The organism is Campylobacter sp. P255 (assembly GCF_003627915.1).
In the GTDB taxonomy this organism is placed as follows: domain Bacteria; phylum Campylobacterota; class Campylobacteria; order Campylobacterales; family Campylobacteraceae; genus Campylobacter_D.
In genome coordinates this window covers 63139-84438 of sequence record NZ_NREN01000007.1, presented here as the reverse complement: position 1 = coordinate 84438, position 21300 = coordinate 63139, and the positions used below count along the sequence as shown (strand labels likewise).

21 protein-coding genes are annotated in these 21300 nt (G+C 31.1%); 3 read left to right on the top strand and 18 right to left on the bottom strand.

Going from position 1 to position 21300, the window contains the following annotated elements; translation table 11 throughout:
• Positions 1 to 58: 58 nt before the first annotated feature.
• The 3 genes from CKA54_RS05030 to alaS are packed head-to-tail and all read right to left on the bottom strand — an operon-like array spanning position 59 to position 5069.
• Entirely contained in the window at positions 59 to 1993 is a 1935-nt protein-coding gene (locus tag CKA54_RS05030) for a penicillin-binding protein 1A (RefSeq protein ID WP_120760478.1), read from the bottom strand.
• The gene (gene maf / locus CKA54_RS05025; RefSeq protein ID WP_120760476.1) at positions 1990 to 2532 is read right to left on the bottom strand and encodes a septum formation inhibitor Maf; all 543 of its coding nucleotides are present in this window, start codon (positions 2530 to 2532) and stop codon (positions 1990 to 1992) included. The genes CKA54_RS05030 and maf overlap by 4 nt, the downstream gene beginning before the upstream one ends.
• Positions 2532 to 5069 carry an alanine--tRNA ligase gene (gene alaS / locus CKA54_RS05020; protein ID WP_120760474.1) on the bottom strand — a complete coding sequence of 846 codons (2538 nt, stop codon included), beginning with the start codon at positions 5067 to 5069 and terminating at the stop codon, positions 2532 to 2534. The genes maf and alaS overlap by 1 nt, the downstream gene beginning before the upstream one ends.
• 108 nt (positions 5070 to 5177) lie before the next feature.
• On the opposite strand from alaS, the gene CKA54_RS05015 reads away from it, so the two are divergent.
• Genes CKA54_RS05015 through hemH form a run of 3 tightly spaced genes read left to right on the top strand, consistent with a single transcriptional unit; the run spans position 5178 to position 8016 of the window.
• A complete protein-coding gene (locus tag CKA54_RS05015) occupies positions 5178 to 6254 on the top strand; it encodes a DegT/DnrJ/EryC1/StrS aminotransferase family protein (protein ID WP_253254858.1) in 1077 nt (358 codons plus the stop codon).
• Positions 6251 to 7117 (top strand): Gfo/Idh/MocA family protein, encoded by an 867-nt coding sequence (locus CKA54_RS05010; RefSeq protein ID WP_120760471.1) that lies wholly within the window; start codon positions 6251 to 6253, stop codon positions 7115 to 7117. The genes CKA54_RS05015 and CKA54_RS05010 overlap by 4 nt, the downstream gene beginning before the upstream one ends.
• Positions 7114 to 8016, top strand: coding sequence for a ferrochelatase (gene hemH / locus CKA54_RS05005; protein WP_120760469.1), 903 nt, complete (start codon positions 7114 to 7116; stop codon positions 8014 to 8016). The genes CKA54_RS05010 and hemH overlap by 4 nt, the downstream gene beginning before the upstream one ends.
• Before the next feature lie 18 nt (positions 8017 to 8034).
• Here the strand turns inward: hemH and CKA54_RS05000 are convergent, their stop codons facing one another.
• The 15 genes from CKA54_RS05000 to CKA54_RS04930 form a co-directional block, all read right to left on the bottom strand.
• The gene (locus CKA54_RS05000) at positions 8035 to 9852 is read right to left on the bottom strand and encodes a penicillin-binding protein 2 (RefSeq protein ID WP_120760467.1); all 1818 of its coding nucleotides are present in this window, start codon (positions 9850 to 9852) and stop codon (positions 8035 to 8037) included.
• A gap of 3 nt (positions 9853 to 9855) precedes the next feature.
• The gene (gene fliE / locus CKA54_RS04995; RefSeq protein WP_120760465.1) at positions 9856 to 10155 is read right to left on the bottom strand and encodes a flagellar hook-basal body complex protein FliE; all 300 of its coding nucleotides are present in this window, start codon (positions 10153 to 10155) and stop codon (positions 9856 to 9858) included.
• Positions 10156 to 10158: 3 nt separating this feature from the next.
• Positions 10159 to 10653, bottom strand: a complete 495-nt coding sequence (flgC, locus tag CKA54_RS04990) for a flagellar basal body rod protein FlgC (RefSeq protein ID WP_043020000.1) — start codon at positions 10651 to 10653, stop codon at positions 10159 to 10161.
• Between the two features lie 10 nt (positions 10654 to 10663).
• Positions 10664 to 11095, bottom strand: coding sequence for a flagellar basal body rod protein FlgB (gene flgB, locus CKA54_RS04985; protein WP_039664255.1), 432 nt, complete (start codon positions 11093 to 11095; stop codon positions 10664 to 10666).
• A 90-nt stretch (positions 11096 to 11185) separates the two neighbouring features.
• On the bottom strand, positions 11186 to 11827 hold the full coding sequence (gene aat, locus CKA54_RS04980; protein WP_120760464.1) for a leucyl/phenylalanyl-tRNA--protein transferase: 642 nt from the start codon (positions 11825 to 11827) through the stop codon (positions 11186 to 11188).
• On the bottom strand, positions 11802 to 13931 hold the full coding sequence (locus tag CKA54_RS04975; RefSeq protein WP_120760462.1) for an AAA family ATPase: 2130 nt from the start codon (positions 13929 to 13931) through the stop codon (positions 11802 to 11804). Before CKA54_RS04975 ends, aat begins: the two co-directional genes overlap by 26 nt.
• Positions 13928 to 14221 (bottom strand): ATP-dependent Clp protease adaptor ClpS, encoded by a 294-nt coding sequence (locus CKA54_RS04970; protein WP_039664252.1) that lies wholly within the window; start codon positions 14219 to 14221, stop codon positions 13928 to 13930. The genes CKA54_RS04975 and CKA54_RS04970 overlap by 4 nt, the downstream gene beginning before the upstream one ends.
• The gene (locus CKA54_RS04965; RefSeq protein WP_120760460.1) at positions 14205 to 14822 is read right to left on the bottom strand and encodes a thioredoxin domain-containing protein; all 618 of its coding nucleotides are present in this window, start codon (positions 14820 to 14822) and stop codon (positions 14205 to 14207) included. The genes CKA54_RS04970 and CKA54_RS04965 overlap by 17 nt, the downstream gene beginning before the upstream one ends.
• A gap of 12 nt (positions 14823 to 14834) precedes the next feature.
• The gene (gene smpB, locus CKA54_RS04960; protein ID WP_120760458.1) at positions 14835 to 15290 is read right to left on the bottom strand and encodes an SsrA-binding protein SmpB; all 456 of its coding nucleotides are present in this window, start codon (positions 15288 to 15290) and stop codon (positions 14835 to 14837) included.
• Positions 15290 to 16045: a 4-(cytidine 5'-diphospho)-2-C-methyl-D-erythritol kinase gene (locus CKA54_RS04955; protein WP_120760457.1), complete on the bottom strand. Its 756-nt coding sequence runs from the start codon at positions 16043 to 16045 to the stop codon at positions 15290 to 15292. The genes smpB and CKA54_RS04955 overlap by 1 nt, the downstream gene beginning before the upstream one ends.
• A complete protein-coding gene (gene csrA, locus CKA54_RS04950) occupies positions 16042 to 16269 on the bottom strand; it encodes a carbon storage regulator CsrA (protein ID WP_120760455.1) in 228 nt (75 codons plus the stop codon). Before csrA ends, CKA54_RS04955 begins: the two co-directional genes overlap by 4 nt.
• A complete protein-coding gene (truB, locus tag CKA54_RS04945; protein ID WP_120760453.1) occupies positions 16263 to 17081 on the bottom strand; it encodes a tRNA pseudouridine(55) synthase TruB in 819 nt (272 codons plus the stop codon). Before truB ends, csrA begins: the two co-directional genes overlap by 7 nt.
• Positions 17078 to 19141: an ATP-dependent helicase gene (locus tag CKA54_RS04940; RefSeq protein WP_120760451.1), complete on the bottom strand. Its 2064-nt coding sequence runs from the start codon at positions 19139 to 19141 to the stop codon at positions 17078 to 17080. The genes truB and CKA54_RS04940 overlap by 4 nt, the downstream gene beginning before the upstream one ends.
• A complete protein-coding gene (locus tag CKA54_RS04935; protein WP_120760449.1) occupies positions 19138 to 19584 on the bottom strand; it encodes a hypothetical protein in 447 nt (148 codons plus the stop codon). The genes CKA54_RS04940 and CKA54_RS04935 overlap by 4 nt, the downstream gene beginning before the upstream one ends.
• Positions 19577 to 21298 carry a M3 family oligoendopeptidase gene (locus CKA54_RS04930; protein ID WP_120760447.1) on the bottom strand — a complete coding sequence of 574 codons (1722 nt, stop codon included), beginning with the start codon at positions 21296 to 21298 and terminating at the stop codon, positions 19577 to 19579. Before CKA54_RS04930 ends, CKA54_RS04935 begins: the two co-directional genes overlap by 8 nt.
• Between the last annotated feature and the right edge of the window lie 2 nt (positions 21299 to 21300).

Sequence of the window (21300 nt, the reverse complement as noted above, 5' to 3'; positions counted from 1 at the left end):
ATTAAAACATATAAAGGATAATAAAGAGATAATTTTTATTATTTTATAAAAAATATTTTTAAAAAATTATCTCGTTGTTTTCAGAAAGACTAGGATTGTTTTTTGGAAAAGGAGAGGTGCGAGTGTAATATTCTCTTTGTTTTTCAAAAAATCCCTGATATACTCCTTTTGGTATGCTAAATTTTCTTGCACTATCAGGGTAAAGTTCTAGGTATTTAGTTAGAAATTCTTTAAAAACAGGCGCAGCTGTTCTTGCGCCACCTTCGGTTTGCTTCATAGGTTTGTTATCATCATTTCCATACCAAATGATAGCTTCTATTTCAGGTGTTAAACCACAAAACCACGCATCAACACTTTTGTTTGATGTACCGGTTTTACCTGCTATTTCAATGCCTTCAACTCTTGCATTGCGTCCGGTGCCTTTTTTTACAACATTTTGCATCATATCATTAACCAAAAAGGCTTGTTCGGGTTCGCTGATTTTTCTTTCTCCGGAGTTAAATTCCACAATAACCTTACCATTTTTATCTATCACTCTTTTAATGAGTATTAAATCTTTTTGTACCCCATAATTTCCAAAAACCGTATAAAGCTTAGCATAATCATAAATTGAAATTCCAAAACTACCTAGCACGATAGACAAATCAACAGGAATGTTTTTAAAACCCATAAAGCTAAGTTTTTCATGGATTACATCAAGTCCCAATGCTAATGCAAGATTGATAGTTGCTAAGTTTCTTGAGCCAGTTAATGCTTCCTTTAAGCTTATTAGTCCTAAAAATTTACCGCCGTAGTTTTTAGGCTTCCAGTCTTTTTCATCTTCTTTATTGCTTTCAAAAATTCTTGATATATCAGCAATCTTACTCATAGGGGAGTAGCCCATGTCAATTGCGATTTGATACAAGAAAGGCTTAAAGGAACTACCAGGTTGTCTTAAGCTTTGAGTGGCGCGGTTGAAGTTGCTTTTGGTGTAGTTTACTCCACCAACTAAGGCTAAAATATCGCCATTTTGATGATTAGCTACTATCATGGCGCCATTAAGAGTACTTAAGTTAGCATCTTTATCTCTTTTTACGATCTCATCATAGCCAAATTTTAATGCCTCTTTTGCGATATTTTGCACATCAAGATCAAGAGTAAGTTCTATTTTGTAACCACCGCTTTTTAGATCCTTGATCCCGCTTAGTTGTTTTAAAACTTCTTGAGTAACATAAGGAGCTGCATTTTGCGTGAGAGTGTCATCATACACTTTTGGAATTTCTTCTAAGGCTTTTTTATATTCTTCATTGGAAATCCAACCAAGATTATACATTCTTTGAACTACACTATTTGCTCTAGCCAAAGAAAGGTCTAAGTGTCTAGTAGGATCATAAGTACTTGGTGCTTTTGGCATACCTACTAATATAGCAATTTCTTTTAGAGTGAGTTCATCTAAATTTTTTCTAAAATATCCAAGTGCAGCAGTCTTTACCCCATAATACCCATGGCCAAAGAAAATAAAATTTAAATATCTTTCTAAAATCTGTTCTTTGGTTAAGGTGTTTTCTATTTTATAAGCAAGTAAAGCTTCTTTTAGTTTTCTATTTAGGGTGCGTTCAGGAGTTAGCTCGGTATTTTTGATGAATTGCTGTGTGAGTGTGGAAGCACCTTCCATAGTTTTACCGCCACTTCTTATAATCTTAATAGCTGCTCTAAAGATTGCATCGATATTCACACCATCGTGTTCAAAAAAGCTAGTATCTTCTATAGCTACTAAAGCTTCTATGAGTCTTGGTGGAAGTTCTTCATAGGGAGCATAAAAGCGGTGTTGTTCAAAAACATTTGCAACTAATTTTCCATTTTTATCAAAAATTTGCGTAGTAAGAGGCGGTTTATAGTCTTTAAAGGTGTATTGATTTAAATCAGAATCTGAAAACAAATAAGCAATAAAAATAAAAACGCCTACTATACAAACTACACATAAAGAAAGAAAAATTTTTAGTATTTTTATCATAAAAATGCTTTCAAAAGTTCTATATTAAGTCCTAAAGCTGTGCTTTGATGACCTATGATTTTTTTAATATATTTTTTATGAAAACCTTCGCACATCACCGCTCCAGCTTTTCCTTCGTATGATTTTGAATCAATATATTCTTGCATATCTTGAGGATTAAATTTATCTAAAATCAAATCGCACTTGCTAAGGTTAAAAATTTTTTTATTTTCTAAAATTAAAATCATTGCACTTAAGATACTAATGCTTTTGCCGCTTTGTAAATTAAGCATATTAAAAGCTTCATTGTCATTTTTGGCTTTGGTTAAGATTGTATTTTGAGCACAAACTGTACTATCAGCAAGCAAAACATTTTTTAAATCAGGGTGTTTTGCAAAAAACTGCCTTTCTTTTTCTAAGACAGTTTTTTGTACATAGGAGTTTGGATTATCTTTTATAGCCAAACTCTCATCATAATCAACAATAATTTGTTCAAAGGCTATATTAGCCTCTTTTAACAAAGCTACGCGCGAAGGTGAACTTGAAGCTAAATAAAGCATTAAGAAAGACTTTCTTCGATGATTTTTTTAGCATGATCAAGTGCTTGAGTTATTTTACTTGCATCTTTGCCCCCAGCTGTTGCAAAGTCATCTCTACCACCACCATTTCCGCCTAAAATTTGTGCGATTTCTTTGACTAAAACTCCTGCTTTTAATGGTGCTTCTTTAATGCCTGCTGCGATGATGATTTTACCTTCTTTTTCTTGTAAAAGCAAAATTGCAGCTTTGTTAAATTTGTTTTTAAACGTATCAATCATAGCTTTGATATCACCGCTATCGATTTTTTGCACACAATATTGAACACCATTGATTTCTTTAGAGCTTAATTCTGCTTTGTTGGAATTTTTTAATTCGTTTTTTAAACACGTGATTTCATTTTTTAATTTTGCAACATAGTTTAAAATATCATGGGTTTTTAACTCTTCTTTAATTTGGTTAAGTTCTTTTAAATTTTCATGAATATAATCAAGTGCAGCTTTGCTAACTACAGCTTCTATTCTTCTTACTCCAGCACTCACTCCGCTTTCTTTGATGATATAAAAACTTCCTATTTGAGCACTATTTTTTACGTGGGTACCACCACAAAGTTCTTTGCTAGCACCTAGTGTTAAAACTCTTACTTTGTCTTGATATTTCTCACTAAATAAAGCTATAGCACCACTTTTTTTTGCTTCTTCTAGATCTAAAATTTCGATTTTAGCTTCATCTGCTTGTATGATATAGGCGTTAACTAATGATTCTATTTTATTTAATTCTTCTTTATTTAGAGCTTTTGGATGAGTAAAGTCAAATCTTAGTTTATTATGCTCCACTAAAGAACCTGCTTGACTAATGTGTGAACCAAGAATTTCTCTTAAAGCATGGTGTAGTAAATGTGTTGCGCTGTGGTGTCTTGCGATTTGCTCTCTTTTTTTGGTGTCAATACAAGCTAATACTTCATCATTAGTTTTAAGATCGTTTTTTAGCTTCACTTGGCTTAGATTAATATCAAAGAATTTTTGTGTATCTAACACCTCATTTTCATTAACAAAACCTATATCGGCGCTTTGTCCTCCGCTTGTTGCATAAAATGGTGTTTTTTCAAGCATTAGCCATACGGTGCTTTCTGCTTTAGCTTCAGTTATGATTTTAAAATTTTCATCTAAAATAGCTACGATTTTGGTTTTTTCTTCATAATTTTCATAGCCACTAAAGGTGTTTTTTTCAAATTTTTCTAATAAAATTTTAAAATCCCCACTAATTGCTTTATCTCCGCTTCCTTTCCATGAAGCTTTTGCTCTATCTTTTTGTTCTTGCATTAGAGTATTAAATCGAGCTTCATCTATGCTAATGTTTTTTTCTCTTAGCATATCTTGAGTTAGATCTAGTGGAAAACCATAAGTATCATAAAGTTTAAAAGCTATTTCACCACTAAAGATATCTTTGGTTTTTTTAAGTTCCTCGTTGAAAATTTCAATACCGTTTTCTATGGTACTTAAAAATCTCTCTTCTTCTAGTTTGATTTGCTCTTTAATAAATTCTTTTTTTTCGTTTAAGTAAGTATAATGTTCACCCATCAACGCACAAACTACATCAACAAGTTCAAACATAAAAGGTTTTTTTAGTCCTAGTAAATACCCATGTCTTAAAGCACGACGCATAATTCTTCTTAGAACATAACCCCGACCTTCTTTATCAAAACCCACTCCTTGAGCAAGTAAAAATACGCTTGAGCGAATATGATCAGCGATCACTCTGTAACTTGCGCCGTTTTCATAAGTATAAGTTTTTCCACAAAGTTGCGCGATTTTTTCGATTATTGGCATAAATAAAGAACTATCAAAATTACTAAATTTTCCTTCTTTTATAGCATAAACTCTTTCTAACCCCATGCCTGTATCAATACTAGGTTTTGGTAAAGGGGTTAGCGTACCATCTGCGCTTCTTTCATATTGCATGAAAACTAGATTCCAAATTTCTAAGAATCTGTCTCCATCGCCACCCATATAATCCTCATCAGAATTAAAATGCTCAGCACCTTGATCATAAAAGATCTCACTACAAGGCCCACAAGGTCCAGTATCGCCCATTTGCCAAAAATTATCTTTATCACCAAATTTATAAATTCTTTCTTTTTCAATATGTTTTTGCCAAAGTGCATATGCTTCATCATCATTTTCGTGTACCGTGACGTATAATCTTTCTTTTGGAAGTTTTAAAACTTCAGTTACAAATTCCCAAGCATATGCAATGGCTTGTTCTTTGAAATAATCTCCAAAGCTAAAGTTTCCTAGCATTTCAAAAAAAGTATGATGGCGAGCTGTGTAGCCTACATTATCTAAATCATTGTGTTTTCCACCCGCTCTTATGCATGTTTGGCAGCTTGTTTTGCGTGGAGGGTTTGGGCGTGGTATTTCGCCTGTAAATATACTTTTAAAAGGTACCATACCTGCATTTGTAAAAAGTAAGGTTGCATCATCAGGTACTAAAGGGCTTGAAGGGGTGATTTCATGACCTTTTGATTTAAAAAATTCTAAATATTCTTTTCTTATATCCATGGATTTTCCTAGCTAGTTTTTTACTTAAAATGATACCAAAAATACTTTAAATTAAGTAAAACTATCTTATAATCGTTATTTTAAATTTACAAGGTTATAACAATGAAAATCCCTTTTATTGATTTAAATGCTCAATATAATGCTTATAAAAATGAAATTGATAATGCAATTAATGATGTTTTGCAAAATGCCTCTTTTATCGGGGGTGCAAAATTAGAAGAATTTGAAAGTAATTTAGCTCAATATGTAGGCATTAAACACGCAATAGGTTGCTCAAGTGGTACAAGTGCGCTATTTTTAGCTTTAATGGCTTTGGGTGTAGGTAAGGATGATGAGGTGATTGTACCAAGTTTCACTTTTATAGCTACTGCTGAAATGGTTGCTTTAATTGGCGCAAAACCTGTTTTTGTAGATATTGACTATAAAGATTACAATTTGAGTTTAGAAGAAATACAAAAGGCAATTACATCCAAAACTAAAGCATTAGTTGCAGTGAGTATTTTTGGACTTATGCCTGATATGTTTGCTTTAAAAGAACTTTGTAAAAATCATAATATTGCTTTGATAGAAGATGGTGCACAAAGTTTTGGAGCTAGTCAAAAAGATGTAAAATCATGTGCTATAGCCGACATATCTTGTACGAGCTTTTTTCCATCAAAACCTTTAGGAGCTTATGGAGATGGTGGGGCGATTTTTACCCAAGATGATGAATTAGCACAAAGAATAAAAATTTATTTAAACCATGGACAAGTGCAAAGATATAAACACAAGTACATTGGTATAAACGCAAGGCTTGATACAATTCAAGCGGCTATTTTAAATGTGAAATTAAAATATTTAGATGAAGAGATTAAAAAAAGAGAAGCGATAGCTCAAATTTATGATGATAATTTGAAAAATTGTATTTTGCCACCAAGAAAAGATGGTTTTGTGAATGCTTGGGCGCAATATAGCGTGCGTGTTTCAAATAGAGAAGATTGGATGCAAAAACTACAAGATCAAGGTATACCGACTGCAGTGCATTATCCTTTAGGACTTCATTTGCAAGAGGCCTTTGAATATCTTGCATATAAAAAAGGCGATTTGCCAAAAACAGAACTTTTAAGTAATGAAATTTTGTCTTTACCTATGAGTGCATTTTTAAAAGAAGAACACCAAGCTAGAGTGATCGAGGCTTTTCAATGAAAATAGGTCTAATAGGCCTTGGAAAAATGGGCAAAAACCACTTAAGAGAGCTTGAGCGTAATTTAAGAGTAAAAGAAATTTATCTTTATGATCCTTTTAATGAAGAACAATTTATACACCCTGTGTATAAAAATTTTGACGAATTTTTAGAACAAAAGCTTGATGGGGTTGTGATCGCTACACCTACTCATACACATTTGGATATCGCTATCAAAGTTTTTTCTAGAGTGAAAAATGTTTTAATCGAAAAACCTTTGGCTTTAAATCTTGATGAAATTTTAATTTTACAGCAAAAAGCTAAGGAGCATAAAGTCAAAGTAGGGGTGGGATTTTGTGAAAGATTTAATCCAGCTGTGTTAACTTTAAAAGAAAAGCTTTTAGATGATGAAATTGTGAGTATTAATATCCAGAGATTGTCTTTGTATCCGCATAGGATTAATGATGTTGGGGTTTTAAGTGATCTTGGTGTGCATGATATTGATTTGGTGAGATTTTTATGTCAAGAAACAATTTCAAAGGCAAATATTCACAAAGCTTATCATCATCATGATAAATTAGAAGATGAGGTGATGATTAGCTTGAAGTTGAATGATATTTTAGCTAGTATTCATGATAGCTGGAATGCTAAATATATTACTAGAAAGATTAGTGTCTTAGGAAAAAAACACAGTTATGAGCTAGATTTGAAAAATTTTGAAGTGTTGATTGATATGCAAAAAATTTCTAACTTATATGAAAATTCTCCTTTGCATGCTGAGCATGAAGCTTTTTTTGACCTAGCATTAAATGGAGATGGTAAAAATTTAGCTAGCATTGAAGATGCTTTAAAAGTGCAAGAAATTTTAGAAGGCGTTGTAAAATGAAATATGTATTTTTTTTAAATATGGGTGGAGTGAATCAACTAGATGAATGTGAAATTTTTTTAAAAAATATGTTCAATGATCCTTATATCTTAGGGATTAAAAATGTATTTTTAAGAAAATTTGTAGCTTATATGATAAGAAAATCAAGATTAAAAGCAATGCAACAAAATTATGAAAAAATGGGTGGAAAATCTCCTCTTACTGAAATTACACAAAGTCTGTGTGATAAGTTAAATGCTAAAAACCAAGCATATAAGTTTGATTTTATTAGTTTATATGTGCCACCTTTTGCAAAAGATGTTTTTGCAAAATATGACTTTAAAAGCAATGATGAAATTATTTTATTTCCTTTGTATCCACATCATTCCAAAACAACAGTAACTAGTTCTTTAGAGGTGGTGCAAAGTGAATTAAAATCTGTACAAAATCAAGCTAAAGTCAAGATTATTGATGTTTTTTATAGTGATGAAAAATACAATGCGATGATCATTAAGCATATTTTAGAGAAAAAGAAAGCGTATGATTGTAATGTTTTGATTTTTTCTGCACACTCTTTGCCAGTTTCTGTGATAAAAAAAGGCGACTTGTATGAAAAACACATGCAAGAACATGTGGGTATTTTAAGAGAAAAGCTTAAAAATGAATTTGATGAAGTTATTTTATCATACCAATCAAAACTAGGTCCTGTAAAATGGCTTGAGCCAAATACTAGCGATATTTTAGCAAATTTAGATCAAAAGGCTTTGATTTATCCTATCTCTTTTTGTATTGATTGTTCTGAAACGATTTTTGAGCTTGGTGTGGAGTATAGGCATCTAGCAAAATCTGATTATGAGTTAGTTGCTTGTCCAAACGATAGCGAGGAATTTATAGAGTTTATTATAAATTGCTTATCTTGATATAAATGAAATACAAAGCTAGTTGCTTGAACTAGCTTTGCTTGTTGTTTTATTTTCTATGGGTTTTAAATAACTTTCTTTGATCATAAGATTTACTGTATCTTTAAACATAGGCAATGCACTTTGTGCAGCATAATAACTATAAGCTTTGGTTGGATGTCTAACTAAAACCCCTATGGTGTAATTATGCGTTTCATCATTTGCAAAACCAAAGAATGAAGCATTGTAGCGATTTGAAGTATAACCTTTTCTTTCAGCAATCCTTGCAGTACCTGTTTTACCACCTATAATGATACCTTTGGTTTGCGCTTTTTGACCTGTTCCTTTTTCTATTACGTTGATTAAAATTTGTTGCATTGCTTTAGCTGCTTTACTTGAGAGAATTTTTTCTTTTTTAGCTTCTTCATCAAGTTTAATCCAGCGTCCATCTTGATAAATTTTGTTGGCAATTTGCGGGGTGATATAAACACCGTTGTTATTAAATACATTGTAGGCAGCTAAAAGTTGTATAAAAGTAGTTTTTAGTCCATATCCATAGCTTAAAACAGACTTTTCAACCTCTCTTAGTCTTTTAGGGTTAGGAATTTCTCCTTTTTGTTCATAAGGGAGATCAATACCGCTTTTTTCCCCAAAGCGGAAAATTCTAAGACCTGAAACGATTTCAAAATTACTAAGTCTTTGTGCGATTTTAATCATACCAACGTTTGAAGAGTAGGTGATAACCTCTTCCATGCTCATTTTATTTTTCTTGTGGTCATCGCGTATGGTAAAACGACCAAGTTTGTATTGACCACCCTGTGTGTCAATGATTTCATCGACTTTAATTTTATCTAGCATTAATGCGGTGGTAAATATAAAAGGTTTAATTACAGATCCAGCTTCGTAGCCATACTCTATTGCACTTGCATTAAGTACAGAAAGATCTTTTCCGCGGTTTTGAGGATCATATCTTCTTGAGCTAGCTAGTGCTAGAATTTTTCCGCTATTACTTTCCATGATAGCCACAATGATTTCATTGGCTTTTAGGTCCTCATTTCTCTTATCAATTGCTTTTTCCAAACCTTTTTGTAATTTTAAAGAGATGTTAAGATATAAATCACATCCATCTATTTTGCGTTGTTCATAAGAATGTAAATTTAAGATAATATTGCCACCTATATCTCTTAAACCTTGAATTTTTGCATTTTGCAAAGGACTTAAGCATTCATCGTAAGATTTTTCTAAGCCTTTAATGCCTACATTTTTAAAAATTTCACTTTGTTCATCTATATAAGTTCTTGTATAACCAATAACGGGTGTTAGTGAGTCTTTGGGCATATATACGCGATCTTCTTTGTGTTCGATGATGTCAAGACCTCTAGTTTCAACCCTGCCATTGCTATTGGTAAAGGATTTGAAAAAACCTTGAGTGTAAAGTTTTTTAGAAAGTTCTTTTAAATAACTTGCATCTTTAGAGTTGATATTTTGTAATAATATAAAATTATAACCTCTTTTTTTCTTAGACAGCATTCTTTTTTTTATGTCTTGCATTTGCTCATCGCTTGCACCACTATAAATTTGAAAAAGAGTTAAAAATAATTCTTTTTTGTTGGGATTTAAACTTCTTAGATCAATTTCGGCTCTATAAATTTGTCTACTTGATGTGACAGTGAAATTGTCACTTGTGATGATATTACCTCTAAGAGCGGAAAAGTATTGTTCTTTTTGAGTGTTTGGTATATGACGTTTTGATGTAAGAAAAAAAGTAGAAAGTAAAAACAAGGCCATAAAAAACAGAGCCATACAAAAAGCAAAAGCTACCTTTGAAACTCTATTTCTAATGGTGTTTGAAAGCATATATTATATTTGAGTTCTTGAAATTTCTTTATATGCGTTTATAGCCTTATTTCTAACTTCAAGCATAAATTTCATGCTCGATTCAGCTTTACTAATAGCTATTGCGGCTTGGTGTAGGTCTTTGACTTCACCTGTTGCAATATCTACCATAGCTGCTTCAGCTGTTTCTTGGGTTTTATTAAGGTCGTTGATTGAATTTTTCAATAAGCTTGAAAACTCATCGCCTATATTTGTATTATTATTATTATTATTGGTTTTGTTTCCAATATTGTTAAATTGATTTATACCATTAATAGTGTTCATTCATTAACCTCTTAATAAATCTATCGCACTTTGTGCTATGGTTTTTGTGCTAGTAAAAGCACTTACATTTGCTTGATAGGCTCTTGTTGCTTCTATTAAATCGGCCATTTCAATCACTGGGTTTATATTTGGAAAAGCAACATATCCTTGTTCATTTGCATCTGGGTGAGATGGGTCAAATTTCATACGGAAATCTTTATCATCTCTTACAACTTTATCCACTACTACGCTCATTATAGCAGGTTTTGCATCTTTTGGAGAAGCTGGATCATTTAAAGGATTTTCATATTCTAAAAAATTATTGTCTTTAGCGATTTGCTTGTTTAGTAATTCATTAAAATCAGTTGCTTTAAAAATCACTTCTCTTCTTCTATATGGACCGCCCTCAGCTGTTCTAGTAGTATTGGCATTAGCTATGTTTGAGCTAATCACATTCATTCTAAAACGTTGTGCACTAAGTCCGTATCCGCTAATATCAAAATCACTTAAATAAGCCATTATTTTTCTCCTAGCCTAATTTAGAGCTTGTATCTATGATGGTTGAAAAAATATTACTTTGTCTTCTTAAAACACCATCTAAAGCAGTAATCATCATAGTATTTTTACTCATTTCGGTAGTTTCTACATCAAGATCTACTGTATTTGCATCATTTCTTGCTAAATGTCCATCTCTTAAATAAATAGTTGATTTGTTAGGATCTGGAAATTTCCAAGGTTTTTGATGATTTGCATTTGTACTTGCTAGTTCAAGCTCGTTTTTATCTTTCTTTTTGAAAATTTCATTTGCTCTATTAACCAAAGCAGTTTCAAATTCTATATCTCTTGCTTTATAAAAAGGAGTGTCAACATTTGCAAGGTTAGAACTAATCATTTGACTTCTTAGGTTTCTTCCTGCTAAAGCATCAACAATAAGTTCTTTTGACTTAAAAGGGCTTATCATGTTTTTTCCTTTAAATAAAGCTTTTATAGACTAAAAGCAAAAATCATTCCAAAATATTTAGCTTTTTTGTATATTTATAAGTATATCTTTTTATAGTAAATTTTTAAAATTTTTAAAGCCACTTTCAAGTGAAACTTTGTTTTCTAGTGTTTTTAAAAAATCTTTTTTTATCATTTCTTTTGCACCCATAAATTTTAAATGTTCATTGGGTACCTGGCAGTCTATTAAAAAATCATAAGGTTTTAAAATTTCACAAAGCTTTATTAAAGCTACTTTTGAGGCATCTTTTTTTAAGCTAATCATGCTTTCACCAAAAAACATTTTACCTATGATAAGCCCGTATAAACCACCAATTAAAACACCATCTTCATACACTTCAACACTATGGGCTAAGTTTTGTTCAAAAAGCTGAGTGTAAACTTCTATAAATTCTTGACTTATCCATGTTTTTTTTCTCAAAGCACAGTACTTTATGAGTGAGTTAAAATTAAAATCAAGTTTTATTTCATAACTTTTTAGAGCTTTTTTGATGCTTTTTTGTATACGAACTTCATCAGGGTAAAGCACCATTCTAGGTGAAGGACACCACCAAGTTACAGGGTTGCTAGTCCAAGGAAAAAGCCCTAGGCTATAGGCATAGGGTAGGAAATTGGGCTCTAGTTTTTTGCTAATAAAAACAGGCGCATCATCAGGGCTTTTTAAAAGCTCAGAATACAAAATCGATTTTTTCATTTTTCGTAAGTTTGAGTTTTAAAACACCGCCATTTTTTAATCTTCCAAATAAAATTTCATCACTTAATCTCTCGCCCAATTCTTCCGCGATAATACGTTTTAACAACCTTACTCCAAATTCTTTATTGTTGGTTTTTTTAGCAAGAAATTCTTTGACATTTTTATCAGCTTGTATTGTGATGTTATTTAAATTTTGCGCCATTAAATCAAGTTCTTTTTGGACTATTTGTTCTAAAATTGTTTGGTTTAGATCATTAAAATGAATGATTTTATCTATACGGTTGATAAATTCAGGTGCAAAGAAATCTTTTATAGCTTTATTGCTTTTTTCTTTATCACTACTTAAAAATCCTAATTCATTGTTTTCTTTTAGACCTAAATTAGAAGTCATAATGATAATGGCGTTTTTAAAATCAGCTTTTAAGCCGCTATTATCAGTTAGGCTTGCATTGTCAAAAATTTGCAAAAAGGTGTTAGTTAGATCAGGGTGGGCTTTTTCTATCTCATCAAACAAAACTACACTAAAAGGGTTTTTTCTAATGCTATTGCTAAGCAACCCCCCATCTTCATAACCCACATAACCTGCAGAAGTTCCTATGAGCTTGCTTACATCGTGTTTTTGCGAGTATTCGCTCATATCAAATCTTTCAAGATTAAGATTTAAAATTTGTGCTAAATTTTTAGCTAATTCAGTCTTACCCACTCCGCTTGAACCGGTAAATAAAAATACGCCTTTTGGGGTGTTTTTGCCTTTTAATCCTGCATAGCTTTGTTTTAAAATAGAACATAAAGCTTTAATAGCCTCATCTTGTCCAAGGATATTTTGCTTTAAATTAGATTCTAGATTTTTTAGAATTTTTCCTTGATCACTTTCGTAAATTTTGTGCGAATGCGTCATTCTTGCTAAGGTATTTTCCAAGTCCTTTGTTTTTACTATTTTTTTACTTTTTTTATCTTCTAAAGCAAAACTTGCCCCAAGCTCATCGATTAAATCAATAGCACTATCTGGCAAAAACTTATCGTGTAAAAATTGCTTTGCTAGTTTTATACTTGTTTGTAAAATTTCATCACTGATTTTGATTTTATGAAAATTTTCATATTTAGTTCTTAAACCTTGTAAGATTAGAAAACATTCTGCTTCGCTTGGTTCATCTATGTCAATTTTTGCAAATCTTCGACTTAGAGCTTTGTTTTTGTCAAAGGTGTTTTTGTACTCTATAAAGGTAGTTGCACCGATACATTTGATATTACCATTGCTTAATGCAGGTTTTAGTAAATTTGACATATCAGCATGGCTTTCGTTGCTTGCTCCTGTTCCTACTATGGTGTGAATTTCATCTATAAACAAAATCGCATTAGGGATATTTTCTAATTCTTTTATGATATCTTTTAACCTTTTTTCAAAATCTCCCCTGTATTTTGTTCCTGAAAGCAAACTTGCCATATCAAGACTATAAATTTTTGAATTTTTTAAGTGTTTAGGTACTTTTTCTTCTGCTATGGCTAGTGCTAAACCATCAATAACAGCACTTTTGCCAACCCCTGGTTCACCTACTAAAATAGGATTGTTTTTTTTACGTCGACTTAGAATTTGCATCATTCTTTCTAGCTCAAATTTTCTACCTATAACCGGGTCTATTTTGCCATTTTTTGCAAGTTCAACTAATTCTATGGTGTGGGCTTTTAAATTTTCAAATTCTGCACTTTGTAATAATTCGTGTATTTTTTCTTCCTCGATGAAGTGTTTTTTGAGAATATTATATGAATAAGCTTTTTCTTCTTTGCAAAGCGCAATGATGAAGTCAATTACTGTATTTTGATTTTTTGCGTTAAGTTTGTGTAAGATACTTTCTAAGATTACAGAGAAAGTAGGTTCTATTTCTTTTTTCAAAATTTCATTGTTTTTGGCTAAGTAGTTTTTTAATTCATTTTCAAAGCCTTGTAAATCACCATCTCCAATTTCTTCTAGTAAATTCTTAAAATCATTGCTAAGTTTAACCAAAGCAAAAAGTAAGTGTTCGCAAGTGATAAATTCATGGTGATTGATAAAGCTTAAATGTCTTGCATTGGGTATAAATGAATCAATTAATTCTTTATATTTCATTGTTCTTCTATCCTTGTTTGGAGTGGAAAGTTATTATTCTTTGCTGCTATGTCAACTTGTTGTTTTTTGCTTAATGCGATTTCTTCTGTATATACACCACAAACCCCACTACCTTGATGGTGAATTTCAAGCATAATTGCACTAGCTTTTTCAAAGTCATGATGAAAAACATTCATTAAAATTTCAATCACAAAATCCATGGTTGTTACATCATCATTTAAAAGCAAAACCTTAAACATTTTAGGTTCTGCTAGTTTTTGCTGTTCTAAAATTTCACTTTTTAGACTCATTTAATATCCTAGTGATGTCTTCTTGCATAGTTTGAGTTGAAACCTTGCCAAGATAATATTTTACAAAGTTTTTTGAGTCTTTATTCCAAAAGTCTGTCAAATCCTGATAAACCCCATCTTTTAAAACCACTTTAAAGGGAAGTTGTTCCATGCTTTGGTAATTGATATCTTTTAAGGCTTGCGCAACAATTCTGTTATTTTCTTTTGAGTTGCTTAAAAAATAATAAGCTCCATATTTGATAGCAAAATCTTTTACAGTTTGATCGCTTACATTTTCAAAATGACTTAGCCCTATGATGATAAAATGATCTGTATTTTTTTGCCACAAGCTTGTAAGATGAGGTGCTTCTTCTTGACATGGAGTGCAAAAGGTTCCAAAAAAATCAAACATTAAAATTTTGCGTTCTTCTCCTTTTACTATAAAGCCATTTTGGGTTCTTGCTAAAGTTTTCTCACCGCCATTAACGCTTTTTAAAAGAATTTCATCACCTTTTTTGTATTCGGTGAAAGCAAAATCATTTTCGATTTTTTCTTCGCTTGAGCAAGCGTTTATAAATAATGCAAAGGCGAAGGTCAAAATTAAATAAGTAATTTTTTTCATTTGTGTCCTTTGTTAGTAATGATTTTTCATTGCAGCTCTTGCTTCAAGATCTGCTTGTTTTTTCTTTAGGCTTTCTCTTTTATCGTGTAAATTTTTACCTTTTGCTAGAGCGATTAAGGCTTTTACTTTGTTTTTTTCATTAAAATAAAGCTCTAGGGGTACTATAGTGAAGCCTTGGGTGCTAATTTTCCCAAAAAGTCTATCGATTTGCTTTTTATGCATTAGAAGTTTTCTTACGCCTTTTTCATCATGCTTATAAAAAGAATGAGTGGTGCTAAGATGAGAAATGTGTGCATTGAGTAAAAAAATTTCACCCTTAATAATACGCACAAAAGAATCTTTTAAATTAGCTCTTGAAGCTCTTAAAGCAACAACTTCAGAACCTTTTAGTACCAAGCCTGCTTCAAATTTTTCTAAAATTTCATAATCAAAAAAAGCTTTTTTGTTTTTTACTATAGTTTTTTTCATCATTTAGCCTTAAAAACTCCACTTCCACTTCCACTTAAAAAATAAGCCTCATCAAGAAATCTTTGCATTTTAGGATAAATTTTTACACAAGGAGCAAACAAATCATTTAAATCAGTATTTTTATAGCTTAAAAGTTCGCTTGTTTTTAGTGTTTTAAAATCACGAGCTAATTTTGCATTTAAATTTAAATCATAATGGCCCTCGTCAAAAGCACGATATACTTTTGCACTTGAACACTCAATAGCTGGAAAGGTAAACTCAAGTTGGTTTAAATCATCTTCAAAATACTCTACAATTTCTCCGCACCCACTGACATTCGCACTTTCATAACCACTTAAGAAAAAGACCAAATCAGATCCAAGTTTTTGGCAGATTTGTTCAAGTTGTGATTGGTTGAGTTTTAAATTTAAAGCCTCATTGATCATTAATAAAAAAGCAACTGCATCAGTGCTACTTCCACCAAGACCACCACCTATAGGTATATTTTTGATAAGTTTTAAACTTTTATTTTTGAAAAACTCATTGAGTTCGTTTGAAAAACCCAGATCTGCTAATGCTTTATAAGTTTTGTGAAGGATGGTATCTTGGGTAAAATTTCCAATAATCTCAAAACCTTCTTTGGATTTTTCATCACTAAAGCTTAGCTCATCAAAGATATCTTTTAATAAAACAAAGCGTGACTGTAGCAAATGATAAGATCTTGAATCAAACCCTATGATTTTTAAAAAAATATTTGCTTTAGCGTAAGCTTTCATTTTTTAAGCTTTTTGCTTAGGTCATCAAGCTTTATAGATTCATCGCTGATTGCATGTAAGTTTTCACTCTTTACTTGCTCAATAAGTTCTTTGCGTAGTATCATTAAAGATTTTGGTGCTTCTATGCCTATTTTGGCATAACCTTTACCTGTTTGAACTACTTTGATTTCTATATCATCTCCGATTTTTATACTTTCATTTTCTTTTCTTGATAAAATTAACATTTTAATACCTTATTTAAATAATATTGCACTTGATTATCTTGGATAGAAATGATAGAAAAAAAATCTTTTTCTTCTAAAATATAGCTACCTTCTTCTTGAATTTCTAAATCGTCCAAAAATATTTTTTGTCCATTGTGTAATTTTTGGGGATATTTTATCGTATTTTTTCTAAGATTTAAATAAGCTAAAGGATTTAATTCTTTTTCATTTTCGTAAAAAAATCTTCCTTCGCTTAGACGTTCAAGCGAGCTAAGCGTAGCCTTGATGCCAAGTTTTCTAGCAAATAACTCACAATAAGAGCGTATATAAGAACCCTCGCTAACTGCTATTTCTATAGTTAAAAAAGGGTGGTTGTAATGTAAAATTTTAGTGTAAAAAATTTCCATAACGCATGGTTTTAGATTAACCTCAAAGCCTTTTTTTGCAAGTTCATATGAGCGTACGCCGTTGATTTTTTTTGCACAATATGCAGGTGGGGTATAGCTCACTTTTCCCAATAATTCGTTTTTAATTTGTTCTAAAACCTTCTCATCAAAAGCACTGATAAGGTTGATTTCTTTGATGTTTTGATTATCAAGACTTAGCGAATGTACACCTAGCCAAAGTGTAGCTTTGTAAACTTTTGGATTTTTATCAAAAAAACGAAATAGTTTTGTATATTGATCAAAAGCTATAAGTAAAACACCTTTTGCAAAAGGATCAAGTGTTCCTGAAAAACCTGCTTTTTTGTTTTTATATTTTTTTTTGAGTTTGCTTAAAAAAGCATTAGAGCTCACGCCGCTTGGTTTATATGCTACAAAAAGTTTATTCATATCACTTTTTCCACAAAACTTGACATTATCATTCTTTCTATGCCTCCAAAATTGATTGTAAGTTTTTCTTCGGCTCCTATTTTACTTACTCCTGTAACCCTACCTATGCCAAAAATTTTATGTTTAATTAAATCTCCTTTTTTATAACAATTTTTTTGATGATCTAAGGTTAGTTCTTTTTTGATCACATTGCTTTCGCCAAAAAATCTACTTTTTTCTAATCTTGTACGACTTCCTTTGTAAAATCTAGAATTAGCGTAACTTAAATAAAGTTTTTTCTTAGCTCTAGTGATTGCCACATAGGCTAGCCTTCTTTCTTCTTCTATATTGCTTGATTCGCTAGTAAGCGGGAAAAAACCTTCTTCTAATCCTATGATAAAAACATGATCAAATTCCAACCCCTTGCTTGCATGGATACTCATGATACAAATGCTTTCTTTATCTAATCCATCTTGCTCGTTTAATAAAGAAATTTCATTTAAAATATCATCTAAGCCATTGTAGTTACCATGAGTGATTTTGTCTTTTAAATTTGCATAAAGCTCATCTATATTTAAAAGCTTGTCTTCCCCTTCTGGATTATCTTTATAAAATTCTTTAATCTTAAATTCATCTTCTAAAGCTAAAATCATTCCAAGCATATCATCTTTTTCTTTGATTTTATGTATGCTTAGTATGAACTTTTCTAATTCATTATCGGTTTTTTTACTAAAAAAGCCACTTCCTTGTAAAGCGCATAAGCTTTCAAACAAAGATAAATGATTTTCTTTAGCATAATTTTCTAGTTTTTCTAAGCTTGCATTACCAAAATTTCTTTTTGGGCGATTGATAATGCGCTTAAAAGAATAATCATCATTTAAATTTGAAAGTAATCTTAAATAAGAAATAATGTCTTTAATTTCAGCTCTTTCATAAAAACGAATTCCGCTTAGTAATTTAAAAGGAATTTTTTCTTTACTAAAAGCTTCTTCAAGGGCGCGAGATAATGCATTTACTCTATAAAGTATGGCGATTTCACTTGGATTAACGCCTGAGCTTAAGAGTTTTGAAACTTCTCTTGCGACTTTAAAACTTTCAATCTTTTCATCATCGTTTTGTAAAATTGTAATTTCTTCGCCTTCATCTTTGGTGCAGATTAAAGTTTTTCCTAGTCTTTTTCTATTGTGTTCTATTAGTTCATTTGCGGCTTGTAAAATAGCACTAGTTGAGCGGTAATTTTGTTCTAGTTTGACTAATTTTACATTATTAAACTGTTCTTTAAAATTTAAAATATTTTCTATTTTGGCTCCGCGCCAACCATAAATACTTTGATCATCATCACCTACTACACAGATGTTTTCATGAGATGTGCAAAGTTTTTTTAGAATTTGATATTGTAAAGTGTTGGTATCTTGATACTCATCTACTGTGATGTAGTTGTACTTTTGGCTTTGTTCTTTTGCAAATTGTTCATCTTCTAAAATTTTGTTGGTCAACATGAGTAAATCATCAAAATCCATAAAATTATTTTGGATTAAAAAATTTTCATATTGCTCGTAAAGATAAATGATCTCTTCGTGATTTTTATTTTTTTCATCTTTTAAAAATTCTAATTCCTTGCGAATTTCTTGAGCGCTTTTGCTTTGGTTTTTAAAGTTAGAAATATAAGCCCCAATGCTTGCTAGGGAATTTTTAAGATTTTCATTTGCTAGGTCTTTTAAAATTTTCTTTTTATCATCTGTGTCGATGATGACAAAATTATTTGCTCTAGCAATTCTTTCACTATAAAGCCTTAAAAATAATAAGCCAAATTTATGAAAAGTACACAAAAGAGGATTGTGTAAATTTTGATCTTGTAAAAGTGCCAATGCTCTAGTTTTCATCACATTAGCAGCTTTATTGGTGAAAGTTAGTGTAAGGGTATTTTGTGCAGGAATACCCACATGGTCAATTAAATAAGCAAGTCTAGTGGTTATAGTTTTAGTCTTACCACTACCCGCACCTGCTAAAATAAGCATAGCTCCATCAATGTGCATGATGGCTTCTTTTTGACTATCGTTTAATCCTTCGAAAAAATTCATCTTTTTAATAAGTCTTTATTGTTGGGATTGTTTAAAAAAGCATTCATAGACTTTTCTTTAAGTTTTTGCTCGCTTTGTTTTTTAAAATAATTAGAAAAATTAACAAAGATGATATTATCTTCAACTTGAATTTGGGTAATTGCGCCCAAATCTACTTTTACAAAGGTTGCAAAATCATCTGGTCCAAAGCCTGCATGAAATTCAATATGTTCTTTGTTTAAAACTATGGATTTAAAAGTATAGCCACCAAGCGCAAAAACACAATAAGGATTTTTACTCACTACATCTAAATCTTGTGGTAAAGGAGGCTCTAGAGTGACAAACTTGGTATTGACAATAATGTTAAATTCAATATCTTCTTGAATTAAAATTTGCAGACACTCATAAATGCTTTTTTGCATTAAGTCTATAAAAGTTTTGTTATTTAGTATTTTATCAATCATTGCTCAACCTTAAAAATTCATCTACTAGTTTTCTAACTTGCTCTAGGCCTATATTCCAAAATTCATCACTTTCAATATCAAAACCAAACATAGCCACAAGCTCTTTTGGACTTTTGCTTCCACCGCTACTTAAAAAATCAATATAAATCGAAGTAAAATCGGTGCATTTTTCACTTTTATATAGACCATAAAGCGCTAAAACCAAAAGTTGTGCATATGCATATGCATAGCAGTAAAATGGAGAATGAATAAAATGTGGTATATAAGAATACCAAAGACCATAGTTTTTGGTTAAAATCACGCTATCTTGAAACATTTTTCTTGATTCTTCAAGCCAGATTTGACTTAATTCATCGGCGCTAAGTTCTTCTTTTTTGGCATGAAACCTACGTTCAAAGGTGGTAAAGTTAATTTGCCTATAAAGTGTGGCGAAAATGTCTTCGATTTTTGCTGCATATAAAGATAAAAGTTCTTCTTTGTTTAAATTTTCTTTAATGTGATCAAAAATCAACATCTCAGCAAAAACAGAAGCGGTTTCTGCTGTGGTTAAAGGCGTGTCTTGATTTAAAAAACTTACTTTATAGGAAAGTTTTTGGTGTATGGTGTGGCCAAGCTCGTGAGCCAAAGTAAAAAGATCGCGTCTTTGGTTGGTATAGTTTAAAAGTATAAAAGGGTGGCTTAGAGGAGTGCTTGAGTGAGAAAATGCTCCACTTTGTTTAAATTCTTTAGGATATACATCAATCCAATGATTATCAAAAGCATCTTTAGCGATCTTATAAAAATCACAAGAAAAGTTTTTAAAAGCTTCTAAAACAATGTCTTTTGCTTGATTAAAATCAATTTGCATTTCCTTGCCAATAGGTGCATAACGATCATAGTCTTTTAATTTTTTATAACCTAAGATTTTTTTCTTTGCATTGTAAAATTTAGAGACAATGTCAAAACTATTTTCACTTGCGCAAATAAGCGCATCAACGCTTTTTTTAGAAATTTGATTTCTCATATGTCTTGAGCTTTCTGGACTCTCATAGGACCTTAGCTCGCAAATACTAGCAAGTTCAGTTTTGATCATATTGAAAATATATACTAAAAGCTTGTTTTGTTTTTTTAAGGTTTTACTAAAACACTTTGAAGCTTTTTTTCTAATGCTTCTATCAGGGTGGTAAAGTTTGCTTAAAATTTCTTCTTCGCTTAGTTTTTGTCCTTCAAAGTTAAATTTTAAAGCACTAAAAGTTTCATCAAATAATCTTGCAAAAGCGTTAGATCCCGTGCTTGATAAAGCAAGGATAACTCTTTCTTCTTTTTTAGAAAGATTGTGTTTTTTGTGTAAGATGAGATTGTTTAGATAAAATTCATAACCCTTGCAAAAAGCAATAAAAGCTTGACTTTGTTCATCTTTAAGTTCGCAAAATTCAAGTTCAAAAAATAAAAGATTTTCTTCTATTTTTTTGCTTAGATTTTCGTATTTTGCATAAAAAGCACCTTGGGTAGTATCTTGAGCAAAATTTAAATATACATAAGTTAATATATGAGAAAGCTTTAAAATTAATGTTTCGTAATCTTTTAAAGCTTGTAAAAAAACTTCAACGCTTAGATGGTGTAGTTGGTTTTCATATTGTTTTTTAAAATTATAAGCTTCTTCTTGGGTGTTTTGCAAAAACACATTTAATTCTTGCTCATCTTTAAATAATACACTTAAATTCCAATTTTGCATGA

What these genes read in the sequence shown, in the direction of transcription:
- CKA54_RS04975 (WP_120760462.1), bottom strand. Translation starts at nt 13,931, where the DNA reads ATGAAATATAAAGAATTAATTGATTCATTTATACCCAATGCAAGACAT.
- fliE (WP_120760465.1), bottom strand. Translation starts at nt 10,155, where the DNA reads ATGAACACTATTAATGGTATAAATCAATTTAACAATATTGGAAACAAA.
- flgB (WP_039664255.1), bottom strand. Translation starts at nt 11,095, where the DNA reads ATGATAAGCCCTTTTAAGTCAAAAGAACTTATTGTTGATGCTTTAGCA.
- CKA54_RS05000 (WP_120760467.1), bottom strand. Translation starts at nt 9,852, where the DNA reads ATGCTTTCAAACACCATTAGAAATAGAGTTTCAAAGGTAGCTTTTGCT.
- maf (WP_120760476.1), bottom strand. Translation starts at nt 2,532, where the DNA reads ATGCTTTATTTAGCTTCAAGTTCACCTTCGCGCGTAGCTTTGTTAAAA.
- CKA54_RS04965 (WP_120760460.1), bottom strand. Translation starts at nt 14,822, where the DNA reads ATGAAAAAAATTACTTATTTAATTTTGACCTTCGCCTTTGCATTATTT.
- aat (WP_120760464.1), bottom strand. Translation starts at nt 11,827, where the DNA reads ATGAAAAAATCGATTTTGTATTCTGAGCTTTTAAAAAGCCCTGATGAT.
- truB (WP_120760453.1), bottom strand. Translation starts at nt 17,081, where the DNA reads ATGAATAAACTTTTTGTAGCATATAAACCAAGCGGCGTGAGCTCTAAT.
- CKA54_RS04970 (WP_039664252.1), bottom strand. Translation starts at nt 14,221, where the DNA reads ATGAGTCTAAAAAGTGAAATTTTAGAACAGCAAAAACTAGCAGAACCT.
- CKA54_RS04940 (WP_120760451.1), bottom strand. Translation starts at nt 19,141, where the DNA reads ATGAATTTTTTCGAAGGATTAAACGATAGTCAAAAAGAAGCCATCATG.
- csrA (WP_120760455.1), bottom strand. Translation starts at nt 16,269, where the DNA reads ATGTTAATTTTATCAAGAAAAGAAAATGAAAGTATAAAAATCGGAGAT.
- CKA54_RS04930 (WP_120760447.1), bottom strand. Translation starts at nt 21,298, where the DNA reads ATGCAAAATTGGAATTTAAGTGTATTATTTAAAGATGAGCAAGAATTA.
- flgC (WP_043020000.1), bottom strand. Translation starts at nt 10,653, where the DNA reads ATGGCTTATTTAAGTGATTTTGATATTAGCGGATACGGACTTAGTGCA.
- CKA54_RS04935 (WP_120760449.1), bottom strand. Translation starts at nt 19,584, where the DNA reads ATGATTGATAAAATACTAAATAACAAAACTTTTATAGACTTAATGCAA.
- smpB (WP_120760458.1), bottom strand. Translation starts at nt 15,290, where the DNA reads ATGAAAAAAACTATAGTAAAAAACAAAAAAGCTTTTTTTGATTATGAA.
- CKA54_RS05010 (WP_120760471.1), top strand. Translation starts at nt 6,251, where the DNA reads ATGAAAATAGGTCTAATAGGCCTTGGAAAAATGGGCAAAAACCACTTA.
- CKA54_RS04955 (WP_120760457.1), bottom strand. Translation starts at nt 16,045, where the DNA reads ATGAAAGCTTACGCTAAAGCAAATATTTTTTTAAAAATCATAGGGTTT.
- hemH (WP_120760469.1), top strand. Translation starts at nt 7,114, where the DNA reads ATGAAATATGTATTTTTTTTAAATATGGGTGGAGTGAATCAACTAGAT.
- alaS (WP_120760474.1), bottom strand. Translation starts at nt 5,069, where the DNA reads ATGGATATAAGAAAAGAATATTTAGAATTTTTTAAATCAAAAGGTCAT.
- CKA54_RS05030 (WP_120760478.1), bottom strand. Translation starts at nt 1,993, where the DNA reads ATGATAAAAATACTAAAAATTTTTCTTTCTTTATGTGTAGTTTGTATA.